Source organism: Pseudomonas sp. ADAK7, assembly GCF_012935675.1.
Classification (GTDB): Bacteria; Pseudomonadota; Gammaproteobacteria; order Pseudomonadales; family Pseudomonadaceae; genus Aquipseudomonas.
In genome coordinates this window covers 710,948-733,450 of sequence record NZ_CP052861.1, presented here as the reverse complement: position 1 = coordinate 733,450, position 22,503 = coordinate 710,948, and the positions used below count along the sequence as shown (strand labels likewise).

The 22,503-nt window shown below is 60.4% G+C and carries 20 protein-coding genes; 10 read left to right on the top strand and 10 right to left on the bottom strand.

Annotated elements, in window-relative coordinates; genetic code table 11:
- The 3 genes from HKK53_RS03325 to fdnG are packed head-to-tail and all read right to left on the bottom strand — an operon-like array spanning position 1 to position 4,649.
- On the bottom strand, positions 1-651 hold the full coding sequence (locus HKK53_RS03325) for a formate dehydrogenase subunit gamma (RefSeq protein ID WP_169369444.1): 651 nt from the start codon (positions 649-651) through the stop codon (positions 1-3).
- Entirely contained in the window at positions 648-1,583 is a 936-nt protein-coding gene (gene fdxH / locus HKK53_RS03320) for a formate dehydrogenase subunit beta (protein ID WP_169369442.1), read from the bottom strand. Before fdxH ends, HKK53_RS03325 begins: the two co-directional genes overlap by 4 nt.
- Positions 1,584-4,649 carry a formate dehydrogenase-N subunit alpha gene (fdnG, locus tag HKK53_RS03315; RefSeq protein ID WP_169369440.1) on the bottom strand — a complete coding sequence of 1,022 codons (3,066 nt, stop codon included), beginning with the start codon at positions 4,647-4,649 and terminating at the stop codon, positions 1,584-1,586.
- Positions 4,650-4,930: 281 nt separating this feature from the next.
- On the opposite strand from fdnG, the gene HKK53_RS03310 reads away from it, so the two are divergent.
- From HKK53_RS03310 to HKK53_RS03285, 6 genes are all read left to right on the top strand, one after another.
- Complete coding sequence (locus tag HKK53_RS03310) at positions 4,931-6,076, top strand: MalY/PatB family protein (protein WP_169369438.1); 1,146 nt, start codon at positions 4,931-4,933, stop codon at positions 6,074-6,076.
- A gap of 225 nt (positions 6,077-6,301) precedes the next feature.
- Positions 6,302-7,159, top strand: coding sequence for an SDR family oxidoreductase (locus HKK53_RS03305; protein ID WP_169369436.1), 858 nt, complete (start codon positions 6,302-6,304; stop codon positions 7,157-7,159).
- Positions 7,160-7,238: 79 nt separating this feature from the next.
- Positions 7,239-7,850: a Yip1 family protein gene (locus HKK53_RS03300; protein ID WP_169369434.1), complete on the top strand. Its 612-nt coding sequence runs from the start codon at positions 7,239-7,241 to the stop codon at positions 7,848-7,850.
- Between the two features lie 34 nt (positions 7,851-7,884).
- The gene (locus tag HKK53_RS03295) at positions 7,885-9,231 is read left to right on the top strand and encodes a cation:proton antiporter (protein WP_169369432.1); all 1,347 of its coding nucleotides are present in this window, start codon (positions 7,885-7,887) and stop codon (positions 9,229-9,231) included.
- 128 nt (positions 9,232-9,359) lie between these two features.
- Positions 9,360-9,662 (top strand): hypothetical protein, encoded by a 303-nt coding sequence (locus HKK53_RS03290; RefSeq protein WP_237150669.1) that lies wholly within the window; start codon positions 9,360-9,362, stop codon positions 9,660-9,662.
- Between the two features lie 300 nt (positions 9,663-9,962).
- Positions 9,963-10,439: a hemerythrin domain-containing protein gene (locus HKK53_RS03285; protein WP_169369430.1), complete on the top strand. Its 477-nt coding sequence runs from the start codon at positions 9,963-9,965 to the stop codon at positions 10,437-10,439.
- A gap of 46 nt (positions 10,440-10,485) precedes the next feature.
- On the opposite strand, the gene HKK53_RS03280 is transcribed toward HKK53_RS03285, so the two are convergent.
- Complete coding sequence (locus tag HKK53_RS03280) at positions 10,486-11,022, bottom strand: hypothetical protein (protein ID WP_169369428.1); 537 nt, start codon at positions 11,020-11,022, stop codon at positions 10,486-10,488.
- Positions 11,023-11,107: 85 nt separating this feature from the next.
- Positions 11,108-13,030, bottom strand: coding sequence for a hybrid sensor histidine kinase/response regulator (locus HKK53_RS03275; RefSeq protein WP_169369426.1), 1,923 nt, complete (start codon positions 13,028-13,030; stop codon positions 11,108-11,110).
- Positions 13,031-13,186: 156 nt separating this feature from the next.
- Here HKK53_RS03275 and HKK53_RS03270 point away from each other — a divergent pair, with 156 nt between their 5' ends.
- On the top strand, positions 13,187-13,960 hold the full coding sequence (locus HKK53_RS03270) for a DJ-1/PfpI family protein (protein ID WP_169369424.1): 774 nt from the start codon (positions 13,187-13,189) through the stop codon (positions 13,958-13,960).
- Here the strand turns inward: HKK53_RS03270 and HKK53_RS03265 are convergent.
- Positions 13,866-16,178 (bottom strand): ATP-dependent DNA helicase, encoded by a 2,313-nt coding sequence (locus HKK53_RS03265; RefSeq protein WP_169369422.1) that lies wholly within the window; start codon positions 16,176-16,178, stop codon positions 13,866-13,868. The genes HKK53_RS03270 and HKK53_RS03265 overlap by 95 nt on opposite strands.
- Positions 16,175-17,827, bottom strand: a complete 1,653-nt coding sequence (locus tag HKK53_RS03260; RefSeq protein WP_442962278.1) for a VRR-NUC domain-containing protein — start codon at positions 17,825-17,827, stop codon at positions 16,175-16,177. The genes HKK53_RS03265 and HKK53_RS03260 overlap by 4 nt, the downstream gene beginning before the upstream one ends.
- Positions 17,828-18,043: 216 nt before the next feature.
- Here HKK53_RS03260 and HKK53_RS03255 point away from each other — a divergent pair, with 216 nt between their 5' ends.
- Both HKK53_RS03255 and HKK53_RS03250 read left to right on the top strand, forming a co-directional pair.
- Entirely contained in the window at positions 18,044-18,268 is a 225-nt protein-coding gene (locus tag HKK53_RS03255) for a YgdI/YgdR family lipoprotein (protein WP_163910119.1), read from the top strand.
- Between the two features lie 214 nt (positions 18,269-18,482).
- A complete protein-coding gene (locus HKK53_RS03250) occupies positions 18,483-19,262 on the top strand; it encodes a TSUP family transporter (RefSeq protein WP_169369418.1) in 780 nt (259 codons plus the stop codon).
- Here the strand turns inward: HKK53_RS03250 and nudC are convergent.
- The 3 genes from nudC to HKK53_RS03235 all read right to left on the bottom strand — a co-directional run bounded on the left by nudC (position 19,230) and on the right by HKK53_RS03235 (position 21,787).
- A complete protein-coding gene (nudC, locus tag HKK53_RS03245; RefSeq protein ID WP_169369416.1) occupies positions 19,230-20,060 on the bottom strand; it encodes an NAD(+) diphosphatase in 831 nt (276 codons plus the stop codon). The two genes, HKK53_RS03250 and nudC, sit on opposite strands and share 33 nt — an antisense overlap.
- A gap of 6 nt (positions 20,061-20,066) precedes the next feature.
- Positions 20,067-20,879, bottom strand: coding sequence for a crotonase/enoyl-CoA hydratase family protein (locus HKK53_RS03240; RefSeq protein WP_169369413.1), 813 nt, complete (start codon positions 20,877-20,879; stop codon positions 20,067-20,069).
- A gap of 134 nt (positions 20,880-21,013) precedes the next feature.
- A complete protein-coding gene (locus HKK53_RS03235) occupies positions 21,014-21,787 on the bottom strand; it encodes a class I SAM-dependent methyltransferase (RefSeq protein ID WP_169369411.1) in 774 nt (257 codons plus the stop codon).
- Positions 21,788-21,923: 136 nt separating this feature from the next.
- On the opposite strand from HKK53_RS03235, the gene HKK53_RS03230 reads away from it, so the two are divergent.
- Positions 21,924-22,484: a cytochrome b gene (locus HKK53_RS03230; protein ID WP_169369409.1), complete on the top strand. Its 561-nt coding sequence runs from the start codon at positions 21,924-21,926 to the stop codon at positions 22,482-22,484.
- Positions 22,485-22,503: the final 19 nt, after the last annotated feature.

Here is a 22,503-nt window from a genome sequence, read left to right as displayed (position 1 = left end):
TTATCCTTTTCTGATCGGTGGATCGGGGTCTTCGTCGCGGGTCACTTCCCGGTACCACAGTTCATGGTGCTTTTTCGCCCAGGCGCGGCTGACCCAACCGTGGACCATGGCGCTGACCGAGCCCTTGATCCAGATCCCGGCGTAGATGTGCACGATGATGCTCAACACCAGTACAAACCCCGCCAGCGCGTGCAGCAGCATGGCCCAGCGAATGGTGGTGATGCCGAAGTACTCGCTGAAGTACGCGCGCCAGATCACCAACCCCGTGAACAACAACCCTAACATGCACAACAGCAACGTCCAGAACAGCAGCTTCTGGCCGGGGTTGTACTTGCCAATCGGCGGCACGCCCTCTTCCTCGTTTTTAATCACCCTGTCTATTCGCTTGAGCCACAGTCCATCGTTGCGAATAAAGAAATTGGCCGTCCAGAAGCGGATCACCAAGCCGAGGAACAGCACAAACATCACCACCCCCATGAACGGATGCAAAATCCGCGTCCACGGCCCGCCGCCAAACAGATTGCTCAGCCAGAACAACGCCGGGTGAAACAGCGCCAATCCCGACAGCGCGGCCATGAAGAACAGGATCGCCACCAGCCAGTGATTGGTCCGCTGATTGGCGGTGTAGCGCAGGATCTGCTTGCGGATCATGGTCTGTCCTCCCCGCGCGGATCAAAGGTGTGCACCGATGGATCGACTTCGTGCACCGCCGGATCTTTCAGCGGTGGCAGCTCATCCTCTTCGACAATCTGCGGCCCGACGCGCACGTAATGGAAGAATCCGACCACCACTGCCAGGCCCATGGCCAGTAAACCCAGGGGTTTGCTCACGCCTTTCCACAGGCCCACCAACGGACTGATTTCCGGGTCCTTCGCCAGCCCGGCGTAGATCTGCGGCGTGTCGGCGTGGTGCAACACATACATGACGTGGGTGCCGCCAACCCCGGCCGGGTCGTACAAACCGGCATTTTCGAAACCGCGACTCTTGAGATCGACGATACGTTCGGCGGCGTGTTCCTTCATGTCTTCCTTGGTTCCAAAGACGATGGCGCCGGTCGGGCAGGTTTTCACGCAGGCCGGTTCCAGCCCTACCGCCACCCGGTCCGAGCACAGCGTGCACTTGTAGGCCTTGTGGTCCTTTTGCGAGATGCGCGGAATGTTGAACGGGCAACCGGTGATGCAATAGCCGCAACCGATGCAGTGGTCCTGGTCGAAATCGACGATGCCATTGGCGTGCTTGATGATCGCCCCCGGGCTGGGGCACGCCGCCAGGCAACCGGGCTCGGCGCAGTGCATGCAGCCGTCCTTGCGGATCAGCCATTCGAGGTTGCCGGCGTCGGTTTCGTGTTCGGTGAAGCGCATCAGCGTCCAGGTTTCCGCCGTCAGGTCCTGGGGGTTGTCGTAGGTGCCGAGGTTATGGCCGACGTCGTCACGCAACTCGTTCCATTCCGAACAGGCCACCTGGCACGCCTTGCAGCCGATGCACTTGGTGGTGTCGATCAGCTTCGCCACTTCTTCCTGGTTGCGCGCCGACGGCGGCACGGTGGTGGTGGCCGAGCGGGCAATAATGTCTTGGCTGGCCATTTAGACTTTCTCCACGTTGACCAGGAATGACTTGGATTCCGGGGTCTGGGAATTGCCATCGCCGAGGAACGGCACCAGGGTGTTGGTGAGATAACCGTGACGCGTCAACCCGGTAAAACCCCAGTGCAGCGGGATACCGATGTGGTGCACCACCTGGCCGTTGACCTGCAGCGGCCGAATGCGCTTGGTCACCACCGCCACCGCTTCGATAAAGCCGCGCTTGCTGCTGACCCGCACCTTGTCGCCGGCAACGATGCCTTTCTCCTTGGCCAACACTTCGCCGATCTCGACAAACTGCTCGGGCTGCGCAATCGCGTTGAGCTTGCAGTGCTTGCTCCAGAAGTGGAAATGCTCGGTCAGCCGGTAACTCGTCGCCGCGTATGGATAATCCTTGGCCACGCCGAGGGTGTCCCACACTGAATCGAAGATCCGCGCCGCCGGGTTGCTGGTGGCTTTCTTGTTGTTCGGGTGCAGCGGGTTAATGCCGATCGGGGTTTCGAACGGCTCGTAGTGCTCAGGGAATGGTCCTTCGTTCATCTTGTCCACGGCGAAGAAACGCGCCACGCCTTCGGGGTTCATGATGAACGGGTTCATCCCGGCTTCTGGCGGCGAATCGGCCTTAAAGTCCGGCACATCAGTGCCGGCCCAGGCCTTGCCGTTCCACCACACCAGGCGTTTTTTCTCATCCCACGGCTTGCCTTGCGGGTCCGCCGAGGCGCGGTTGTAGAGAATTCGCCGGTTGGCCGGCCAGGCCCAGGCCCAGCCCAGGTGTTGCTTCATGCCGTATGGATCGCTGTTGTCGCGGCGGGCCATCTGGTTGCCGGTTTCGGTCCAGCTGCCGCAGAAAATCCAGCAGCCGGACGCGGTGCTGCCGTCGTCCTTGAGCTGGCCGAACCCGGCCAGTTGCGCGTTGCCCTTGATCGCCGCGCCGGTGGCATCGGTGAAATCGAGCGTGGCGTTGCCGTTGATTTCCTTGGCCAATTCTTCAGGTGACGGTTCGTCAGGGATTTTGTATGGCCACGACAGTTTGAGGATCGGATCGGGATACGCCCCGCCCTCGGCTTGATAACGCTTGCGCAGGCGCAGGAACAGTTCGCCCATGATCTTGATGTCGGTCTGCGCTTCGCCCGGCCCATCCGCGCCCTTCCAGTGCCATTGCAGCCAGCGGCTGCTGTTGACCAGCGAACCGTCCTCTTCGGCGAAACAGGTGGTGGGCAGGCGGATGACTTCGGTGTGAATGTCCGCCGTGGTCACGTCGTTATACGGCCCGACGTTTTTCCAGAACTCCGAGGTTTCCGTGGACAGCGGGTCCATCACCACCAGCCATTTCAACTTGGCCAGCGCCGCCATCACCCGGTTTTTGTCCGGCAACGCGGCAATCGGGTTGAAGCCCTGGCACATGTAACCGTTGACCTTGCCCTGGCCCATCAGGTCGAACATTTTCAGGATGTCGTAGTTGGGGATGTCGAGTTTGGGCAGGTAGTCGAAGGCCCAATGGTTCTCGGCGGTGGCGTTGTTGCCGTACCAGGACTTCATCAGGCTGACGTGGAACTTGCTGTAGTTCTGCCAGTAGGACAACTGCCCTGGCCGCAACGGCATTTGCGTACGTTTGTTGATGTAGTTGGCATAATCCTGCTCGCCGTCAGTGGCCAACGTCAGGTAACCGGGCAATGCATTAGAGAGCAAGCCGAGGTCGGTCAGCCCCTGAATATTGGAGTGTCCGCGCAAGGCGTTGACCCCGCCGCCGGGCATGCCGACGTTGCCCAGCAACAGTTGCACCATTGCCGCGCTGCGGATGATTTGCGAGCCGATGGAATGCTGGGTCCAACCGAGCGCGTAGAGAATCGTCATGGTCTTGCCCGGTGTCGAGCACGTGGCGATTTCTTCCCAGATTTTCTTGATGGCGTCCACGGGCATGCCGCAGATCTGGCTGGCCAGGTCGATGTTGTAGCGGCTGTAGTGGGTTTTCATCAGCTGATAGACGCAGCGCGGGTCTTGCAGGGTCGGATCGACCTTGGCAAAACCGTCCTCGCCCAGTTCATAACCCCAGCCGGACTTGTCGGTGTACAGGCGTTTTTCCGCGTCGTAGCCACTGAAAATCCCGTCCTCGAAGCCAAACCCGGCTTTGACGATGAACGAGACGTCGGTGTAGTTGCGCACGTACTCGTGCTGGATCTTGTCTTCGGTCAGCAGGTAACTGATCAGCCCGCCCATGAAGGCGATGTCGGTGCCGGTGCGGATCGGCGCGTAATAGTCCGCCACGGACGCGGTGCGGGTGTAGCGCGGATCGACCACGATCAGCCGGGCCTTGTTATGCGCCTTGGCTTCGGTCACCCATTTGAATCCGCAAGGGTGCGCTTCTGCTGCGTTGCCGCCCATCACCAGGATCAGGTTCGCGTTGGCGATATCGGTCCAGGTATTGGTCATGGCACCACGGCCGTACGTCGGGGCAAGACTTGCCACCGTCGGACCGTGTCAGACACGCGCCTGGTTATCGAACCCCAGCATGCCGAGGCTGCGAATCACCTTGTGGGTGATGTAGCCCGCTTCGTTGGACGCCGCCGAGGCCGCGAGGAACCCGGTGGTCAGCCAGCGGTTCACCGTTTCGCCCTTGGCGTTCTTCTCGATGAAATTGGCGTCGCGGTCGGTCTTCATCAGGTCGACGATGCGGTCCAGGGCTTCATCCCAGGAGATGCGCGTCCATTCGCTGCTGCCCGGCTTGCGCACCTGCGGGTACTGCAAGCGGCCGGGGCTGTGAATGAAATCCAGCAAGCCCGCGCCTTTGGGGCACAAGGTGCCGCGGTTGACCGGGTGATCGGAGTCGCCTTCGATGTGGATGATACTTTGGGCGACGTTCTTGGCCTGGTCGCCCTGGCTGTACATGATCAAGCCGCAACCCACCGAGCAGTACGGGCAGGTGTTGCGGGTTTCATGGGTGTGGGCGAGTTTGAAATGACGCACTTGCTCGGCGAAGGCTGTCGCGGGGAGCATGCCCAGCGCGCCGAGGCTCGAGCCCGCAAGGCCGATACCGGCGACCTTGAAGAACTGACGACGGTTGAGGTCCATCGTGCACTCCTGATCAGGTGAAGACCCGGTGCTTTGCCGGGTTTTTCTGGACAGACACGGTCGCGGCAGCATGGCTGCCGGTACTTCAAACTTTAGGCCAAGGTGATGAGTTCAAATATGAAAACCGACCGTCGGCACCCCGCAGATCCCTTGTAGGAGCGAGCGGTGCGGCGATCCGACTTGCCCGCACCGCTCGCTCCTACAGGAGAATGGTGTGCTCAGTGAGGGTTGGGGCTTATCATGGCCGCCGTGATTAATCCCCGCCCTTTATGAGACTGAGCATGACCTTCGATTTCGATCAGGTGTTCGACCGCCACGCAACCGGCAGTACCAAATGGAGCCGTTACCCGGCCGACGTGTTGCCGATGTGGGTCGCAGACATGGATTTCGCCGCGCCGCCGGTGATTATCCAGGCCCTGCAAAAACGCCTGGAACACCCGTTGCTCGGCTATAGCGTGGCCCCGGACGACCTGCGCGACGCCATCGTCGCCGACCTCTGGAACAAATACGCCTGGCGGGTACACCCTTCGGAGCTGGTGTTTTTGCCGGGGGTGGAATCGGGGTTCAACATGGCGCTGAACGCGCTGGTCGAGCCGCAGCAAAACGTGGTGGTGCAAACCCCCAACTACCCGCCGCTGCGCCATGCGCCAGGGCACTGGGGTTTGAACAAGGTTGAGCTGGAATTCGTCGCCCAGGCCGACGGCTCCTACGCCACACCCCTCGACGCCTTGCGCCAATCCCTGAACGGTGGCGGCGCGCTGCTGCTGAGCAACCCGCACAACCCGCTGGGCAAGGTGTTCCCCCGGGAAGAACTGCAAGCCGTGGCCGATATCTGCCTGGAACAGAATGCCTGGATCATCTCCGACGAGATCCATGCGGAGCTGTGTTACGACGGGCGCGTGCACATTCCTACGGCGTCGCTGAGCCCGGAAGTCGCCAAACGCACCATCACCCTGATGTCGGCGAGCAAGGCTTACAACATCGCGGGTTTGAAGACCTCATTCATGATCATCCAGGATCCGGCGCTGCTGTCGCGGGTCAATCACGCCCGTTGCGGGTTGGTCGATAGCGTCAACCCGCTGGGCCTGGAAGCCACCCGCGTGGCTTACACCGAGGGCGGGCCGTGGCTGGCCGGGTTGATGGCATACCTGCACGGCAACCGTGATTATCTGGTGGACGCGGTGCGTACGCGGCTGCCGGGCGTGACCATCAACGTGCCCCAAGGCACCTACCTGGCGTGGCTCGATTGCTCGGCGCTGGGGCTGGAGGATCCGCAGCGGTTCTTCCTGGAACAGGCCAAGGTCGGGTTAAGCGCTGGCCTGGATTTTGGCGATCACAGCAAACAGTTCGTGCGCCTGAACTTCGGCTGCCCGCGGGCGTTGCTCGAAGAAGGGATTGCGCGGATGGAGCGCAGCCTGAAAGCCTGACCGCCACCCTGTAGGAGCGAGGCTTGCCCGCGAAAGCGGTGTGTCAGTCAACTTAAATAGCGACTGGACCGCCGCCTTCGCGGGCAAGCCTCGCTCCTACAAAAGCAAAATCACGTGTGATATTTGCCATCTGAAATCCAACCGAACTCATCGCAAAAGGCCGGGGTCAACCCACCATGAGCGGCATCCGCCCTCGCCTTTTTCCCTTGAGAACGGAGATCGATGATGACTGACTATCCCAAACCGCCCTTCGCCAAGCAGCCGCAACCCGTCCCTGGCTCGCAGAAGAAAATGGACCCGTACCCCGACTGTGGCGAGCAAAGCTACAAGGGCTCCGGCCGGCTGGAAGGCAAGATCGCCTTGATCACCGGCGGCGACAGCGGCATCGGCCGCGCCGTGGCCATTGCCTTCGCCCGGGAAGGCGCCGACGTCGCCATCTCATATCTGAATGAACACGAAGACGCCAAAGAAACCGCGCGCTGGGTCGAACAGGCCGGGCGCCAGTGCCTGCTGCTGCCGGGGGATCTGGCGCAGAAAGCCCAGTGCCAGGCCATTGTCAGCCAGACCGTCGAGCGCTTCGGCCACATCGACGTGCTGGTCAATAACGCCGCGTTCCAGATGACCCACCAAAACTTCGAAGACATCCCGGACGACGAATGGGTGATGACCTTCGACGTCAACATCACCGCCATCTTCCGGATCTGCCAGGCCGCGCTGAAACACATGAAGCCTGGCAGTTCGATCATCAACACCAGCTCGGTCAATTCCGACATGCCAAAACCGACGCTCCTGCCCTACGCCACGACCAAAGGCGCCATCGCCAATTTCACTGGCGGCCTGGCGCAGATGCTCGGGCCGAAGAACATTCGGGTGAACAGCGTCGCGCCCGGGCCGATCTGGACGCCGCTGATCGTCTCGACCATGACCGATGAAGAGGTGCAGAACTTTGGTGGCGAGACGCCGCTTGGTCGCCCCGGCCAACCGGTGGAAGTGGCGCCGATCTATGTGCTACTGGCTTCGGATGAAGCCAGTTACATCACCGGCCAGCGCTACGGCGTCACGGGCGGCAAACCGATTCTTTAAAATTGAACCTGTCACCGATTCCAGAACTCAACCCTTCATAGGCCTGCCCATGGCGGGCCTTTGATATCTGGAGGTCGTCATGTCCGCACCTATTATCAAGCTGTTTACCCAACCCAACTTCGCCTGGACGGATATTCGTCACGAGGAAGAAGAACATCCACGGCACTACCTCGCGCATCTGCTGCTACTCGCGTTGATTCCGGCGGTGTGTCTGTTCATCGGCACCACCTATGTCGGCTGGAGCCTGGCCGAAAATGAAGTGGTGAAACTCAGCCCCGCTAGCGCGCTGCAACTCTGCGGGTTGTTGTACCTGACTATCCTGGCCGGGATCACCCTGATGGGGCTGTTCATCCGCTGGATGTCGCGCACTTTCGACGCCCGGCCGACGGTCAATCAGTGCATTGGTTTTATTGCCTACACCGCGACGCCGTTTTTTATCGCCGGGTTCGCCGGGCTGTACCCGAACCTGTGGTTGGCGGTCATCGTGCTGGGGGCTGCTTGCGCCTATGCGACATTCCTGTTGTTCGTCGGCTTGCCGACCTTCATGCATGAGCGCAAGGAGCAAGGCCTGTTGTACGCCGCCAGTGTCTGGGGCGTCGGCCTGCTGGTCCTGGTGACGATTCTGGTCGAGATGATATTGCTCTGGACCAACGTGCTGGCCCCTGAATACCTGCGCGCAACCGTCGGTTGAGCTTGAGCATGCACCCACCCAGCGAGCGTCCGGCATGAGCTTCATTTTATGGGTGGCGGTGTTGGGTGCGGTGCTGCTGACACTGGCGCTGACCTCGTCGTTTTTGCGCTGGATGCCGGTGACCACTTCGGCGGTGTGTCTGGCGTTGGGTGTCGCCATTGGCCCGGCGGGCATGGGCCTGCTCAAGCTGGACATCAAGGACGCGGCGAACTGGATGGAGCACCTGACGGAAGTCGCGGTGCTGTTTTCGCTGTTCGTCTGCGGGCTGAAATTGCGTCTGCCGTTCAAGGATCGCAAGTGGCGCATCGCGTTTGGCCTCGCCGGGCCGGTGATGGTGCTGACCATCCTCGGCGTCAGCCTGTTGCTGCATTACGGCTTTGACCTGGGCTGGGGACCGTCGATGCTGATCGGCGCGATCCTGGCGCCGACCGACCCGGTCCTGGCGTCGCTGGTGCAAGTCAACGACGCCAAGGATTACGACTCGGTGCGTTTCGGGCTGTCCGGTGAAGCCGGTTTGAACGACGGGGTGGCGTTTCCTTTCGTGATCCTCGGTTTACTGTTTCTGCAACAGACCGGCAGTTCCAGCGCCTGGCTCACTGACTGGGCCTTGAAAAGCCTGTTGTGGGCAGTGCCTGCCGGTTTGCTGACCGGTTACTGGATGGGCCACGGCATCGGTCGAGTGACTTTGTCGATGCGCATCCGCAATGCCGACAGCACCCTCTCCCCCAATGATTACCTGACCCTGGCGCTGATCGCACTGGCGTATGTGGCGGCGGAAGCGATTCATGGTTATGGCTTCCTGTCTGTGTTCGCCGCCGGCCTCGGCTTGCGCCAGGCCGAGGTCAAATCCACCGGCGATACCCAGACCCCGGCCGAGCACCTGGTGCAGCCGGTAGTCGGTCATCAGAACGTCGAGCCCGAAGCGGCGGTGCATGGCGACGTCAATAACCTGGAAGACACCCAGGTCGCGGCCGGCATCATGATGGGCGACATGCTGTCCTTCGGCAGCCTGGTGGAGCGCGCGATGGAAGTGTTTCTTGTGACGATGCTCGGGGTGGTGCTGGTGACACACTGGGACTGGCGGGCCCTGGTGATTGCGGCACTGTTGTTCTGCGTGATCCGCCCATTGAGTGTGTGGCTCATCCCCTGGGGCAAATTGCTCGATGGGCGCCAACGCTCGTTGATCGGCTGGTTCGGGATTCGCGGCATCGGCAGTTTCTACTACCTGTTTTATGCCCTGAACCACGACCTCCCGCCTTCCGTGGCGACCCTGTGCACTGACCTGACGTTGTCGATCGTGGCGTTGAGCATCCTGGTTCATGGCATCAGCACCCAACCCATGCTGGCCCGGTATGAACGGCTAAATCATCAGGATTCCTGATTTATTTTTACGATAGCCTCCTATGCATCCATCCATTTTCTCGCCTAAAAATTATGAAATTCCCGTAGGGGCAGGCAGTCACAACCTTATCCGGCCTGCATGGCTCCTCCCCAGAAAAGGTGATCGCAATGACGTACTACTCGGCCCCTCCAGTACACCCTCAGGCTTGCCGCGACTTCGCGCTCGAATGTAATCGTCAATTGTTCGAAGACGCGCAACAGTTGAGCCAAGAGGCGTTTGAATTACTGGAAAAGTCCGAGCTGGATGCCGAGTTATTCACCCGTTATCAGGCATTGCGCCACAAGGCAGATTTGAAGTTTCAGGAAGCGATTGATCATCTGCGGTTGATTGAAGAGGAGTTTCCGTCGGCGGAGACCCTGGCGTCGCTGCGCTCGAAATCGGCGGGTGGGGCTTTCGATTCGCGGGTTTGAGTTGTATTGGTTGTATTGAAAGATCAAAAGATCGCAGTCTTCGGCAACTCCTACGGGGGTGATGTCGAAGGCTGCGATCATTTTTTTTGGCGGTAAAAACCAATGCCGCGATCTGCAATAAACACCGTCGTCAATTCATGCACCTTGCACGGTATATATTGCCATTAGCCACGCCAACTCATTGTTTTATCGAGACTTCATCGCAACCGAAATCCGGCACAAGAAATGCTCTTGCACAGTAAGCGACTGACGGCAACGCGATCGTCTGCGCTGTCCCGTGACTAAACAAGAGGTTCGACCATGAACGCCATTGACCTGTTGAAAGCCGACCATGAACGCGTAAAAGGCATCCTCAGCCAGTTGAGCGAGTCCACCGAGCGCGCGCTGAAAAAACGCGTGGAGTTGATCGGCAAGCTGGAAATGGAGATCACCATTCACACGCGTCTGGAAGAGGAAGTGTTGTACCCCGCGTATAAAAAGGCCGGTGGCAAGGAGCAGGACATCATGTATTACGAAGCCAAGGAAGAGCACCGCACCGTGGACTCCCTGGTGCTACCGGACTTGAAAGTCACCGACCCTTCGACGCCCGAATTCGCCGGCCGGGTGAAAGTGGTCAAGGAGCTGCTGGAGCACCACATCGAGGAAGAAGAAACCGAGATGTTCCCCCAGGCCAAAAAGCTGCTGGGCAAAGCGACGCTTGAGGAATTGGGGCAGCAGATGGAGATACTCAAAGCGCAATACAAGAAGGAAATGACGGCGGCCACTATCGCGGCATGAGTCTGAAGTGTGAGGCAAGAGGCCCGGTCAATACCGGGCCTCGCGTTTATGCCCCGGGATTCGTCACCTGTATGTAAACCGCATAACTTCCCAGCAACATCCAGAACGTCGCAAAGATCCACGGCGTGCGCACCGAGAACAGCAGCGACTTGCGATAGCCCTTATGACTCGACTCCATTTCAGCGAACAGCGGCGACTCATCGTAAGCCAGCCCCATCAGCGGTTCGCTGCTCAGCAACTGGCTTTGCTTGAAGTGCCAGTGATCGATGATGTCGTACGCCGCGCGAATCCCCGGCCAGGCATTCAATGAACTGAGCACGCCCAACAGCGCCAGAAACGGTGGCACTACCAGTGTGAACAGCTTGCCCCATTCGGGGTTGAGATTGGCCATGCAGGACGCGAAGGCAATCACCAGGAACGATTGCGCCGCCAGGTAAGCATCGGTGCGGTTGGCCAAAATGCTGGTTTCGTATTGGATTTCCCGGCGATAGAAATCCAGGCGTTCCTTGGGCGAACCGAACATCTTGGCGTTGTGTTCGGTCAAGGCTTCTTCGGCCAGGGTATCGGTCAATATTCTGGGCACGGCGTTCTCACACAGAGTGGAAAACATTTAGAAGAAGCGTCGATTGGCAAAGTTCAGCCTGTTTGCCTCAGCCTGGTCGCCAGGGTTACTTCAGCGCCTGGGCAATGATTTCTACCAGATGCAGTTGCGTGAATGGTTTGGACAAGCGCGGCAGTTCGGTGACGAAGCCGTCCAGGCGCTCGGCGTAGCCGGTGGCCAGGATGATCGGCAGGTCTGGCTTCAAGCCCCGAATTGCCTGTGCCAATTGCGCGCCATTCATATGCGGCATGGCCATGTCGGTGATGACCAGATCAATCGCATGTCCGCTATTGAACGCTTCCAGCGCTTGCTTCCCCGAGGTTGCACTGATCACCCGATGCCCCAGGTCTTCGAGCAACAGGCTGGTGCTGGTCAACACCAGGCTGTCGTCATCCACCACCAGTACACACAGGCCGGGCATGGGCGACAGGGCCGGCGCCTCGATAACCGGCGCGGCCATCGTGCCCGGCGTGGCGACCGGCAACCAGAGTTCGGCGGTGGTGCCGATGTTCTTCTGGCTCTTGAGAATAAACCGCCCACCCAGTTGCGCGATAAAGCCATGCACCATCGACAACCCCAGGCCGGTGCCTTTGCCGACGCCTTTGGTGGTGAAAAAGGGATCGGTCGCCGATGACAGCGTGGCCGGGTCCATACCCTCCCCGGTATCGGCGACACTCAGGCACACGTACCGGCCGACCGGCAAGGCTGAGCGGGCCGGATCGCTGACCTCCTCGATTTTAGCGTTGATGACAATCTTGCCGCCGTCGGGCATCGCATCACGGGCGTTGGTTGCCAGGTTCAGCACTGCCAGTTCGAGCTGATTAAGGTCTGCCGCTGCGGGCTCGAGATCTGCCGCGAAACGGGTTTCAAGGGTCACCGAAGGCCCCAGCGAGCTACGCAACAGCCCGGTGATGCCCTGGATCAGCGCCGGGATTTCGACCGGTTCGGTCTTGAGTTCCTGGCGCCGGGCGAACGCGAGCATGCGCTGGGTCAGGGACACACCGCGCATGGCGCCTTGGGTCGCGTTGTCGAGCAGGCGACCGATCTTCGGGTCATCCGGTATGCGTTTACGAACGATTTCCAGATTGCCGAGGATCACCGTCAGCAGGTTGTTGAAGTCGTGGGCGATCCCGCCGCTGAGTTGGCCGATGGCCTGCATTTTCTGCGCCTGGAACAGCGCTTCACGGGTTTGCTCAAGGGCCTGCTGGGCTTGCGTCACCTCGGTAATGTCCCGGGTGATTTTGGCGAAACCGAGCAGTGTGCCTGTTTCGCCCCAGATCGGGTCCACCACCACATGCGCAAAGAACCGCGTACCGTCCTTGCGCACGCGCCAGGCCTTTTTTTCGAAGCGGCCTTCCCGTGCCGCTGTCTCCAACGCCTGCTGCGGCTCGCCAGCTTCGCGGTCTTCCGGGGTGTAGAACATGGAAAAATGCCGGCCGATGACTTCTTCCGGGCGGTAACCCTTGATGCGCTGGGCGCCCGGGTTCCAGTTGGTCAGATGCCCGTCCGGCGAAAGCATGTAGATGGCATAGTCGGTGACGCTTTGCACCAGCAAGCGGAACTGCTGCTCGCTTTGCTTGAGGGTTTCCTCGGCCATTTTGCGGTCGGTCAAGTCCCGGGTGATCTTGGCAAAACCCAGTAACGTGCCCGATGGATCGATAATCGGATCGATCACCACATGGGACCAGAACAGCGTGCCGTCCTTGCGCACCCGCCAGCCTTCACCCTCGAAACGACCTTCCGTTCGCGCCGTATCCAACGCGCGCTGGGGCAACCCGGCCAGCCGATCCGCTTCGGTATAGAAGCGCGAGAAATGCTCGCCGAGAATCTCCGCTTCCTCATAGCCCTTGAAGCGCTTGGCGCCGGCGTTCCAGCTGGTGATGATGCCATCGGGGTCAATCATGTAGATCGCATAATCCACCACGGCATCGATCAACTGCCGAAAGCGGCTGTCCTCGAAAGCACTGGTTTTGGTCCGATCGACGCTCATTGATACTTTCCCGGCTTTTAGATGTGTGGAGTATGCGACAAACCACAGGATAGGACAGCCGCAATCACCGAGCCATGGCTGGTTGTGGTGGAGCGACGGTCACAGAACACCTATTCTCGATGCCACCTGCCGCTGCTGGCCAAGGAAGCTGCCTTGATGATTCTGATGCTGTTGCCGACCCATGATTACGATCCGACTGAAAGCAGCGTGCCCTGGCAGGCCATGCGCCAGGCCGGAATCGACGTGCGCTTCGCCACGCCCGAGGGCCTGCCCGCCTACGCCGACCCGCGCTTGGTAGACGGCGGTTTCGGCCTGTTGAATCCCGTACTGATGACGCGCAAACCTGACCTGGCCAGCTACGCCCGGATGATCGAGGACGAAGCATTCCACCAGCCATTGACCTACGCCGATGTCGACCCGACGCAATTTGCCGGGCTGCTGATTCCCGGCGGCCACGCCAAAGGCATGCGCAGCCTGCTCGAATCCGGCCAGGCCCGGCGCATCGCCCGGCACTTTTTCCAGACCGGCAAACCGGTGGCCGCGGTTTGCCATGGCGTGCTGTTGCTGGCGCGCACCCTTGACCCTGACACCGGGCGTCCGGTGCTGGATGGGCACAAGGTCACGGCGCTGGTGGCCGGCACCATGGAACAACCGGCCTGGCTGCTCACCGGGTTGTGGCTGGGACGCTATTACCGGACGTATCGGCAGACCGTCGAAGCCGAAGTACGCGCCGCCCTGCGCCAACCGGCGGATTTCCAGCGTGGCCCGTTGTTCTCCAAACGGGATTCAGCAGACAAGCCGGAACGCGGCTTTGTGGTACGCGACGGTCAATTGCTTACCGCTCGCTGGCCAGGCGATTGTCATCGCTTCGCGGCGCAATGGGTGCGGATGCTGAGTGAACCGACCACCAGCGCGGCAACAACTGCTTGACCTTGCTGTCACCAAAGCGGTCATCGATCAACATCACCACGCCCTGATCCTGTTGGGTGCGAATCACCCGCCCGGCGGCTTGCACCACTTTCTGCACGCCGGGGTACAGGTAGGTGTAGTCGTAACCCGCACCGAATATCGCCGCCATCCTGTGTTTCATTTGCTCGTTGACCGGGTTCAGTTGCGCCAATCCCAAGGTGGCAATAAAGGCGCCGATCAACCGCGCGCCCGGCAAATCGATGCCTTCCCCAAACGCCCCGCCCAGCACTGCGAAACCAATGCCCTGGCTGTGGCTGGTGAACTGGTCGAGGAAATCCTGGCGCTGACGTTCGGCCATGCCTCGGGACTGTGACCACAGCGTGATGCGCGGATGCCGCTCGGCCAGCAACTGCGCCACTTGCTGCAAATAATCGAAGCTGCTGAAAAACGCCAGGTAGTTGCCGGGGCGCTCGGTGAACTGGCGGGCAATCAGCTCGACAATCGGTTCAAGCGACGCCTGACGATGGACGAAACGCGTTGAAATCTGGCTGACGATGCTGACTTGCAACTGGTCCGCATGAAACGGCGACTCAACGTCGATGCACACGGTATTCGGCGGCGTGCCGAGCAGGTCGGCGTAGTAATGCCGCGGGCTCAGGGTCGCGGAAAACAGCACGGTGCTGCGCGCTGCGGTCAGGCGCGGGCGGATGAACCCGGCTGGCACCACGTTGCGCAGGCACAGCTGCGACAGGTTGCGCTTGCGCTCAAGGTCACGCTTGCTGATGTCGAACAGGAACTGTTCATCGAACAACTCCGCCACCCGGCCAAACTGCAGCATGTCGAAGTAGAAATTCTGCAAGGCGCTGTCAAGGCCCTGGGGATGGTCATTCAGGTAGTCGCCGATGCTCGCGCTGCACGAGGACAAGGCTTGCAGAAGCTTTTCCGGGGCCTTGTCATAAGCCTGATACGGGCTGAGTTGCGGGTCATGCAGGGCGTTCCATTCGCGATTGACCCGCTGCAAGGATTTCTTCAGCGGCTCCGGCGCGGTTTTGCGCACGCTGTTGAGCGTCGCTTGATCAAGGCTGGCGCTGTACATCTGCCGGCCCCGCTCTACCAGGTTGTGCGCCTCGTCCACCAGCACCGCGACCCGCCAGTTATTGGCCTGGGCCAGGCAGAACAGCAAGGCGCTGAAGTCGAAGTAATAGTTGTAGTCAGCAACCACCACGTCCGCCCAACGGGCCATTTCCTGGCTCAGGTAATACGGGCACACGTTGTGTTCCAGCGCCACTTCACGCAAGGCGCTCTGGTTCAACAAACTCAATTGGCTGGCAGCCTGACGTGCGGCGGGCAAACGATCGTAGAAGCCTTGGGCCAACGGGCAGGACTCACCGTGGCAGGCTTTGTCCGGGTGTTCGCAGGCCTTGTCCCGGGCGATCATCTCCAGCACGCGCAACGGTGGCGCGCCGGCGCTGTCGAGGATCACCTGTGCCGCGTCCAGCGCCAGTTTGCGTCCCGGAGTTTTTGCCGTGAGGAAGAACACCTTGTCCAGTTCCTGCGGCGCAAGGGCCTTGAGCATCGGGAACAGCGTGCCGACGGTCTTGCCGATCCCGGTGGGTGCCTGCGCCATCAGGCAGCGGCCGGTGCTGACGGCTTTGAACACCGACTCGGCCAGATGGCGTTGCCCCGGACGAAACCCGGCATGGGGAAACGCCAACTGCTGCGCCGCTTGATTGCGTGCGTCGCGATGGGCCATTTCCTGCTCGGCCCAATACAGGAACAACTGGCAATGGTGTTCGAAGAACTCGCCCAGTACATCGGCGCTGAACCCCTCGACCAGGCAGGTTTCCTTTTCGCTGACGATGTCGAAGTACACCAGCGCCAGGTTGATCTGTTGCAGTTGCAGCTTCTGGCACATCAGCCAGCCGTAGACCTTGGCCTGAGCCCAATGCAACTGGCGGTGGTTGGCCGGTTGTTTGCTGAGGTCACCGCGATAGGTTTTGACTTCTTCCAGGCAGTTTTGCGCCGGGTCGTAGCCGTCCGCCCTGCCCTTGACCTTCAAGGTTTGGTACAGGCCTTCCAGCGCGACTTCGCTTTGGTAGCTGTCGTTACGGCGTGATGCCACGGTGCGATGGCCGACGATGCCTTCCAGCGCCGTCGGTGATGGGGTGAAGCGCAGGTCGAGGTCTCCGACCTTGGCGGTGAACTCACACAGCGCCCGCACCGCAATGCTGTAGCTCAAGCGCTCTGCTCCGCCCATTGCACGTAGCACACGGCAATCGGCATCTGGTGTTCGTGGCAGAACTCCAGCCAGCGCAGTTGATTGTCTTGCAGGCGATCGCCGGGGCCTTTGACTTCGATCATGCGGTAGGTCTTGTCCTGCGGCCAGAACTGGATCAGGTCCGGCATGCCGGCGCGATTGGCCTTGATGTCCAGCAGCAGGCGGTTGAACCAGTGCTTGAGGTGCTCGGCCGGCAGGCAGTCCAGCGCCTGATCGAGCAAGTCCTCGGTCAGCGCGCCCCAGAACACGAACGGCGACTGCACGCCCCACTTGGCCAGGTAACGCTCGCGGATGGTCTGGCGGTAGCGCCCGTCATCCAGTTCGGCGAGACAGGCCTGGAACAAATTGGCCCGGCGCGGATGAAAGTCTTCATTGAGCAAATCCACCGGCCCGCGCTGGAACGGGTGGAAAAACGCCCCCGGCAACGGCGCGAAGATCGCCGGCCAGCAGAGCAAGCCGAACAGCGAGTTGATCAGGCTGTTCTCGACGTAATGCACCGGCGCCGCCTCTTCGGCCAAGTGCGCCTGCACGTAATATTCCACTGACAGCGCCAGATCGGTGCGCGGCAATTGCAAATCCAGGCGCTCCATGGCCCGCGGGCCTGCGCGTTTGATCGGCGGCCCACCCAGTTTGCGCCGCAGCCTTGGCAGCACGCGGAGCAATTGCTGCTGTTCGGCGGCGCTTTCCGGCGATGACTCGGCGATGATCGCCAATTCCAGGGCCAACGCGTATTCAGCGCAACGTTCCAGCACCCGGATCAAGCGCAGGCGCGCGCCGGGGTAAGCACATTCACGGTAGATGCCCAACGCCGTGGAGAAATCGGCGACGCGTTCGCAGTACTGGCCGATCTGGAACAATAACTTGCCCCGCCGCCGTTGCAGCCAGGGATTGCTCAGCACCAAAGCATTGATCTGCTCGACAACGGCACCGACCTCTTCACCGGCCTCGAAACGCTGCTGACACTCATGCAGAAACACACAGGCGTCCACGTCTTCACGGCTGCGCAGGCCTCGAGAGTCGGCGCAGAATTCGACTTTTTCATAGGTAAAGATACCGAGATCCGCCAACACGAACTCCGACCAATCCTGGTAAAGATTGCCGAAGAACATCAGCCGCAAGCGGTCACACAGACCCATGATGGTCAGGCTGAACAAGCGGTCATCCAGGGTCGGGCACCACTGCGCAAAATGGCGGGATTCGGGGAATTGCTCGCTCAAAAGCGGCAACCAATCGGTCTTTTTGCCTTTGGGCTGGTCGATAGCGTGCCCCAGGCATTGCAGGATTTCGGCCTTGAGCAATACGTCGAACAGTTCTTCTATTAATAACGGTGCCTGCTCATCGATCCAGCCCAATTCCAGCAATGGGCCAGCCGCAATGGCGATATCGCCGATCTCGATGTAATGCAGCTTACCGGCCCGGAAATGCAGGCCCTTGCGCATCACCATCCGCACCAGCAGTGCCCGAGACTCACGGGGCAGCCGATTGAATTCGGCAATGAAGCGTTGCTCCTCTACACTCAACACGTCGGCATAGCGATGCTCAAGCCAATCAAGCACTTGCATGAAGTTGTTCAAGTAATAGAACGGATTGTCGAGCGGGTTTGCAGTCACAGGAAATAAGGGCCATGGCGAGCGAGTACTGGTTATGCGTACAGATACCAGCTCTGCCCGGTCCGGTGCAAACGGAAAAGGATGGGCGGCGCAGCCAATCGGGCATTTTTGCGGTGACCATCGAACTTTCCGAGCACCCATGGCACCAACCACCATAGAGTCACAGTGATGACAGTAGCCGTCACACTGTTTTTTTCAGCATCATGAGAGGTATGTATGAATATCAAGACCCTGGGCCTGCCCCTGGCAGTAGCAGCCTTTCTGGCCCTGGCCGGTTGCTCGACGCCAACGGTGGTGACCCTGCAGAACGGCACCCAGTATTTGACCAAGGACATGCCGAAAACCAAAACCAAAGATGGCTTCTACGAGTTCGAGGATATTTCCGGAGCGAAAGTGAAGGTCAATGCCAATGATGTAGCGACGGTGCGCGAGGAAGATTAAAAGACCGCGTTATCGTTCTTCGGGGCTCGCTCCTACAGGTTGCGCGATCTGTAGGAGCAAGGCTTGCCCGCGATGAGGCCAGACGGGTCGCCGCAAGAATTTGATCGTTCCCACGCTCTGCGTGGGAACGTTCAGCTGTAAGAAGCCGGCTTTCTAGGTAAGATACCGGCCTTCCCCGCAGCCCTTTCTGCGCCCCGCCGAATAAGCCGATTCCATGCCTTTCGAACTCAGCGTTGACCTCACCACCCTGGCCATTCTGGCCGTTGTCGCTTTCATTGCCGGTTTCATCGACGCCATCGCCGGCGGTGGCGGGCTGTTGACCACGCCTGCGCTGCTGACCGCTGGCCTGCCGCCGCACCTGGTGCTGGGCACCAACAAACTCAGTTCGACCTTCGGCTCGGCCACCGCCAGTTTCACCTTCTACCGGCGCAAGCTGTTTCACCCAAGGCAATGGGTGCATGCCATCGTCGGTACATTGGTCGGCGCGCTGACCGGCGCCGTGGTCGCCCATTACCTGCCCGCCGAATGGCTGAACAAGATGCTGCCGGTGATTGTCTTCGCCTGTGGCGTCTACCTGTTGTTTGGTGGCACGCCGAAAGCGCCGCTGGACAGCGACGCACCGATCAAGAAAAAGTGGCAATCGACCCAAGGCTTCAGCCTGGGTTTCTACGACGGCGTGGCCGGCCCCGGCACCGGTGCGTTCTGGACCGTCAGCAGCATGCTCATGTACCCCATCGACCTGGTGAAGGCCAGCGGCGTGGCGCGCAGCATGAACTTCGTCAGCAACATTGCGGCGCTGTCGGTGTTCGTGTTTTCCGGGCAAGTGGATTGGGTGATCGGCCTGAGCATGGGCCTGTCGGTGATGGTTGGCGCGTTCTTCGGCGCCCGCTCCGCCATCAGCGGCGGAGCCAAGTTCATTCGCCCGGTGTTCATCACCGTGGTGCTGGGCTTGACCGTGCGGTTAGCCTGGCAACACTGGTTCAGCGTGGCCTAAACGCCGCGCCAGATAGACGTCGATCAGGTAACGGGCAATCGAGCGCGAGGCCGGCAATGGCGGCATCGCGTGGATGTTGAACCACTGGGCGTCTTCGATCTCGTCTTCCTGGCAGACAATCTCGCCGCCCGCGTATTCGGCGTGAAACCCCAGCATCATCGAATGCGGGAACGGCCAGCACTGGCTGCCCATGTACTGGATGTTCTTGACCTCGATCTGCACTTCTTCGCGGACCTCACGAATCAGGCAATCCTCGGCCGACTCACCCGGCTCGGCAAACCCCGCCAGCGTGCTGTAGACCCCGGTCACGAAGCGTGGCGACCTTGCCAGCAGGACTTCGTCGCCACGGGTGACCAGCACGATCATGCTCGGCGAAATCCGCGGGTAATAGCGGATATCGCACGGCTCGCAGTACATCGCCCGCTCGCGGGGAACCTGATGGGTCGCCTGCCCGCAGTTACCGCAAAAACGGTGTTCACGGTACCAAGTGCCAATCTGCGCGGCGTAACCGAGCACCTTGTAGACGGTGTGATCGCCCTCCAGCATAAATGCCCGCAGGCCTTTCCAGTTGCATCCCGGCACTTCGCTGGCACTGCGCAATTCCAGCAGGTAAACCGGTTCGCCATCCAAGTGACCGATGCCATGCTCGGCAAGAATCGACAAGTCCTGGCGCTTGAGCCATTCCCGGGGGAACAGCGCGCCGTTGTCATCGAACAGAAAGCCTTCAGGGCTGCGTGCCACGGCCCAGCCGCCGGGTTGATCGGTGTCCAGTACTGCGGTGGTCCAGCGTGAAGTCATGTTTAATCAGTCCAGAAATTCGGGTTTCTGTTTGCTCATATGGGCGGCCATGGCCACGCGCAAGTCGGTGGATTGCAGCATGGCGGCGTTCCAGGTGGCGACGTATTCGAGGCCGTCGTCGATGCGATGGTCGCGCATGTAGCTGATCATTTCCTTGGTGCCGGTGATGGCGATCGGCGACTTGCCGGCGATCTCCCGGGCAATGCCCATCACGCCATCGAGCAGGCTGTCGCGGTCGTTGTAGACCCGATTGACCAGGCCCATGCCGCGCGCTTCTTCGGCACCAAACTGGCGACCAGTGTAAGCCAGTTCACGCAGCATGCCGTCACCGATGATCCGCGGCAAGCGTTGCAGGGTGCCAACGTCGGCGGCCATGCCGATGTCGATTTCCTTGATCGAGAATTGCGCGTCGTCGGCGGCGTAGCGCATGTCGCAGGCGGCGATCAGGTCGATGGCGCCGCCCAGGCAGTAACCCTGGATGGCTGCGAGCACCGGTTTACGGCAGTTATCGACCGCATTGAACGAGGCTTGCAGGGCGAGGATCTTGCGTCGCAGCAGGCGCGCATTGCGGCCGACGTCCTTGCCCAGTTCGTTGGCCACGCCGGCCAGCATCATCAGGTCGATGCCCGAGGAAAAGTGTTTGCCGGTGCCGCTGAGGACCACCACGCGCACTTCGTCGGTGTCGTCGATCCATTGGAAAATATCGATGATCTCGCTCCAGAACGCGGCGTTCATCGAGTTGATCTTGTCCGGGCGGTTGATCTGCACATGGGCGATTTTGTCGGCGAGTTCGACGGTGAACGCAGTGTACTGAGACATGGCAGTGATCCTTGACCGGACGGAAAATGAGGCCCGAACTATAACAAGGCATCGCGGGTGGGAGTAAGGCAGCGGTTCGGCCAAATGCGGGACTGGTCCGGGAGGTGTGGTGTCTGGGCGGGCACACCACCCATTTAACTGCCTTTAACAGCCACAAACGCCGCCGTCACATAAGGCACAGTAATCATCTCCTTGCCGCACAACTCCGGCTCGCCCTCAACCAACGCCCTGAGCTGCGCATCCACCCTGTCCCGCTGCACCTTGGGCAACGCCGCAATAAAACTGGTAGACCGTACCCGATTGAAAATCACATCTTCCGGCGAACCCGTGTGCCCATGCCCGAAATGCTCGGCCTGCAACGGCCCGAAAGCCGTATGCGGAAAGGCCAGGCGCCAGGCGCCGGTGTAATAACGCGGGGTGTCACCTTCCAGCGCATTGACGATCGCATCGAGCTTCGGCACCCAACTGACTCGGGTATCGCGCAGGTTCCACACCAGGCCAAGCTTGCCGCCCGGCTTGAGCACCCGGGCAATTTCGCTCAGCGCTTCAGGGCTGGCGAACCAGTGAAACGCCTGGGCGCAGACCACCACATCCACCGAGGCATTCGGCAGCGGCAGATCAGTCGCGGTGCCGCTCACCGCCAGCACGTCGGGCAATGCGGCGGACAATTTTTCCAGCATTTCCGGCACCGGCTCCACGGCAATCACCTGCGCGCCGGTGGCCACCAGCCGTCCGGTGAACTTGCCAGTGCCGGCGCCGAGGTCGATAACGGTTTTGTCGGCATTCAAGCCCAGGGTGCCGGTCAGCCAGTCGGCCACTTGCGGCGGGTAGTCCGGGCGGCCACGCACGTAGGTGTCGGCGCCGGTTCTATAGCCATCGGCGGCGGCAGGGTGAATGTGCTCTCTCATGACAGTTCTCCCGCTCATCAGCGATGCTGTCGAGCATAGCGTCTGGGCTTGGGCTTTCCTTGCAAAGACCCGCACAAAAAAATGAATAATTGTTCACACAGCGGTGTTCACCTTACATCGCCCAAGAGGATTGCCCATGACCCGCACGAACGCCGATTCGCCGACACGTTATGACCGCCTGACCATGACTTTGCACTGGCTGACCGCCGCGCTGGTGATCTTCATGTTCGCCAGCGCGCAAATCTGGGAGCAACTGGCCAAAGGCACGCCGCTGCGCAAGGGTTTGCAGTCGGTACATATCTCCTGCGGCATTCTGTTGGCGGTGATTGTGATCGGGCGGCTGCTCTGGCGCTTGTCCCGTGGCCGGCGTTTGCCACCCGCCAATCAAGGCATGATGAACATTGCGGCGAAAACCGCGCACCTGGCGTTGTACCTGTTGTTGCTGAGCCAGATCGTGCTGGGTTTTCTGTTTCGCTGGGCCCAGGCCGAACCGTTCAACTTCTTCGGGCTGTTCGATGTCCCAACACTGATGACGTTCGATAAAAGCATAAAATCGGTGTTTGGTGGCCTGCATGAAAACGTGGCCTGGGCCATCGTGATTCTGGCCGGGCTGCATGCGGTGATGGCGCTGGTCCATCATTACGGCCTGCGTGACGGCACCCTGCGCCGGATGCTGCCAGGACGCGATTCGAACTGAAACGTATCAACTTGTGGAG

Coding starts and splice junctions, on each gene's coding strand:
- HKK53_RS03325 (WP_169369444.1), bottom strand. CDS start 651: ATGATCCGCAAGCAGATCCTGCGCTACACCGCCAATCAGCGGACCAAT.
- fdxH (WP_169369442.1), bottom strand. CDS start 1,583: ATGGCCAGCCAAGACATTATTGCCCGCTCGGCCACCACCACCGTGCCG.
- HKK53_RS03310 (WP_169369438.1), top strand. CDS start 4,931: ATGACCTTCGATTTCGATCAGGTGTTCGACCGCCACGCAACCGGCAGT.
- HKK53_RS03305 (WP_169369436.1), top strand. CDS start 6,302: ATGACTGACTATCCCAAACCGCCCTTCGCCAAGCAGCCGCAACCCGTC.
- HKK53_RS03300 (WP_169369434.1), top strand. CDS start 7,239: ATGTCCGCACCTATTATCAAGCTGTTTACCCAACCCAACTTCGCCTGG.
- HKK53_RS03295 (WP_169369432.1), top strand. CDS start 7,885: ATGAGCTTCATTTTATGGGTGGCGGTGTTGGGTGCGGTGCTGCTGACA.
- HKK53_RS03290 (WP_237150669.1), top strand. CDS start 9,360: ATGACGTACTACTCGGCCCCTCCAGTACACCCTCAGGCTTGCCGCGAC.
- HKK53_RS03285 (WP_169369430.1), top strand. CDS start 9,963: ATGAACGCCATTGACCTGTTGAAAGCCGACCATGAACGCGTAAAAGGC.
- HKK53_RS03275 (WP_169369426.1), bottom strand. CDS start 13,030: ATGAGCGTCGATCGGACCAAAACCAGTGCTTTCGAGGACAGCCGCTTT.
- HKK53_RS03270 (WP_169369424.1), top strand. CDS start 13,187: ATGATTCTGATGCTGTTGCCGACCCATGATTACGATCCGACTGAAAGC.
- HKK53_RS03255 (WP_163910119.1), top strand. CDS start 18,044: ATGAATATCAAGACCCTGGGCCTGCCCCTGGCAGTAGCAGCCTTTCTG.
- HKK53_RS03250 (WP_169369418.1), top strand. CDS start 18,483: ATGCCTTTCGAACTCAGCGTTGACCTCACCACCCTGGCCATTCTGGCC.
- nudC (WP_169369416.1), bottom strand. CDS start 20,060: ATGACTTCACGCTGGACCACCGCAGTACTGGACACCGATCAACCCGGC.
- HKK53_RS03240 (WP_169369413.1), bottom strand. CDS start 20,879: ATGTCTCAGTACACTGCGTTCACCGTCGAACTCGCCGACAAAATCGCC.
- HKK53_RS03235 (WP_169369411.1), bottom strand. CDS start 21,787: ATGAGAGAGCACATTCACCCTGCCGCCGCCGATGGCTATAGAACCGGC.
- HKK53_RS03230 (WP_169369409.1), top strand. CDS start 21,924: ATGACCCGCACGAACGCCGATTCGCCGACACGTTATGACCGCCTGACC.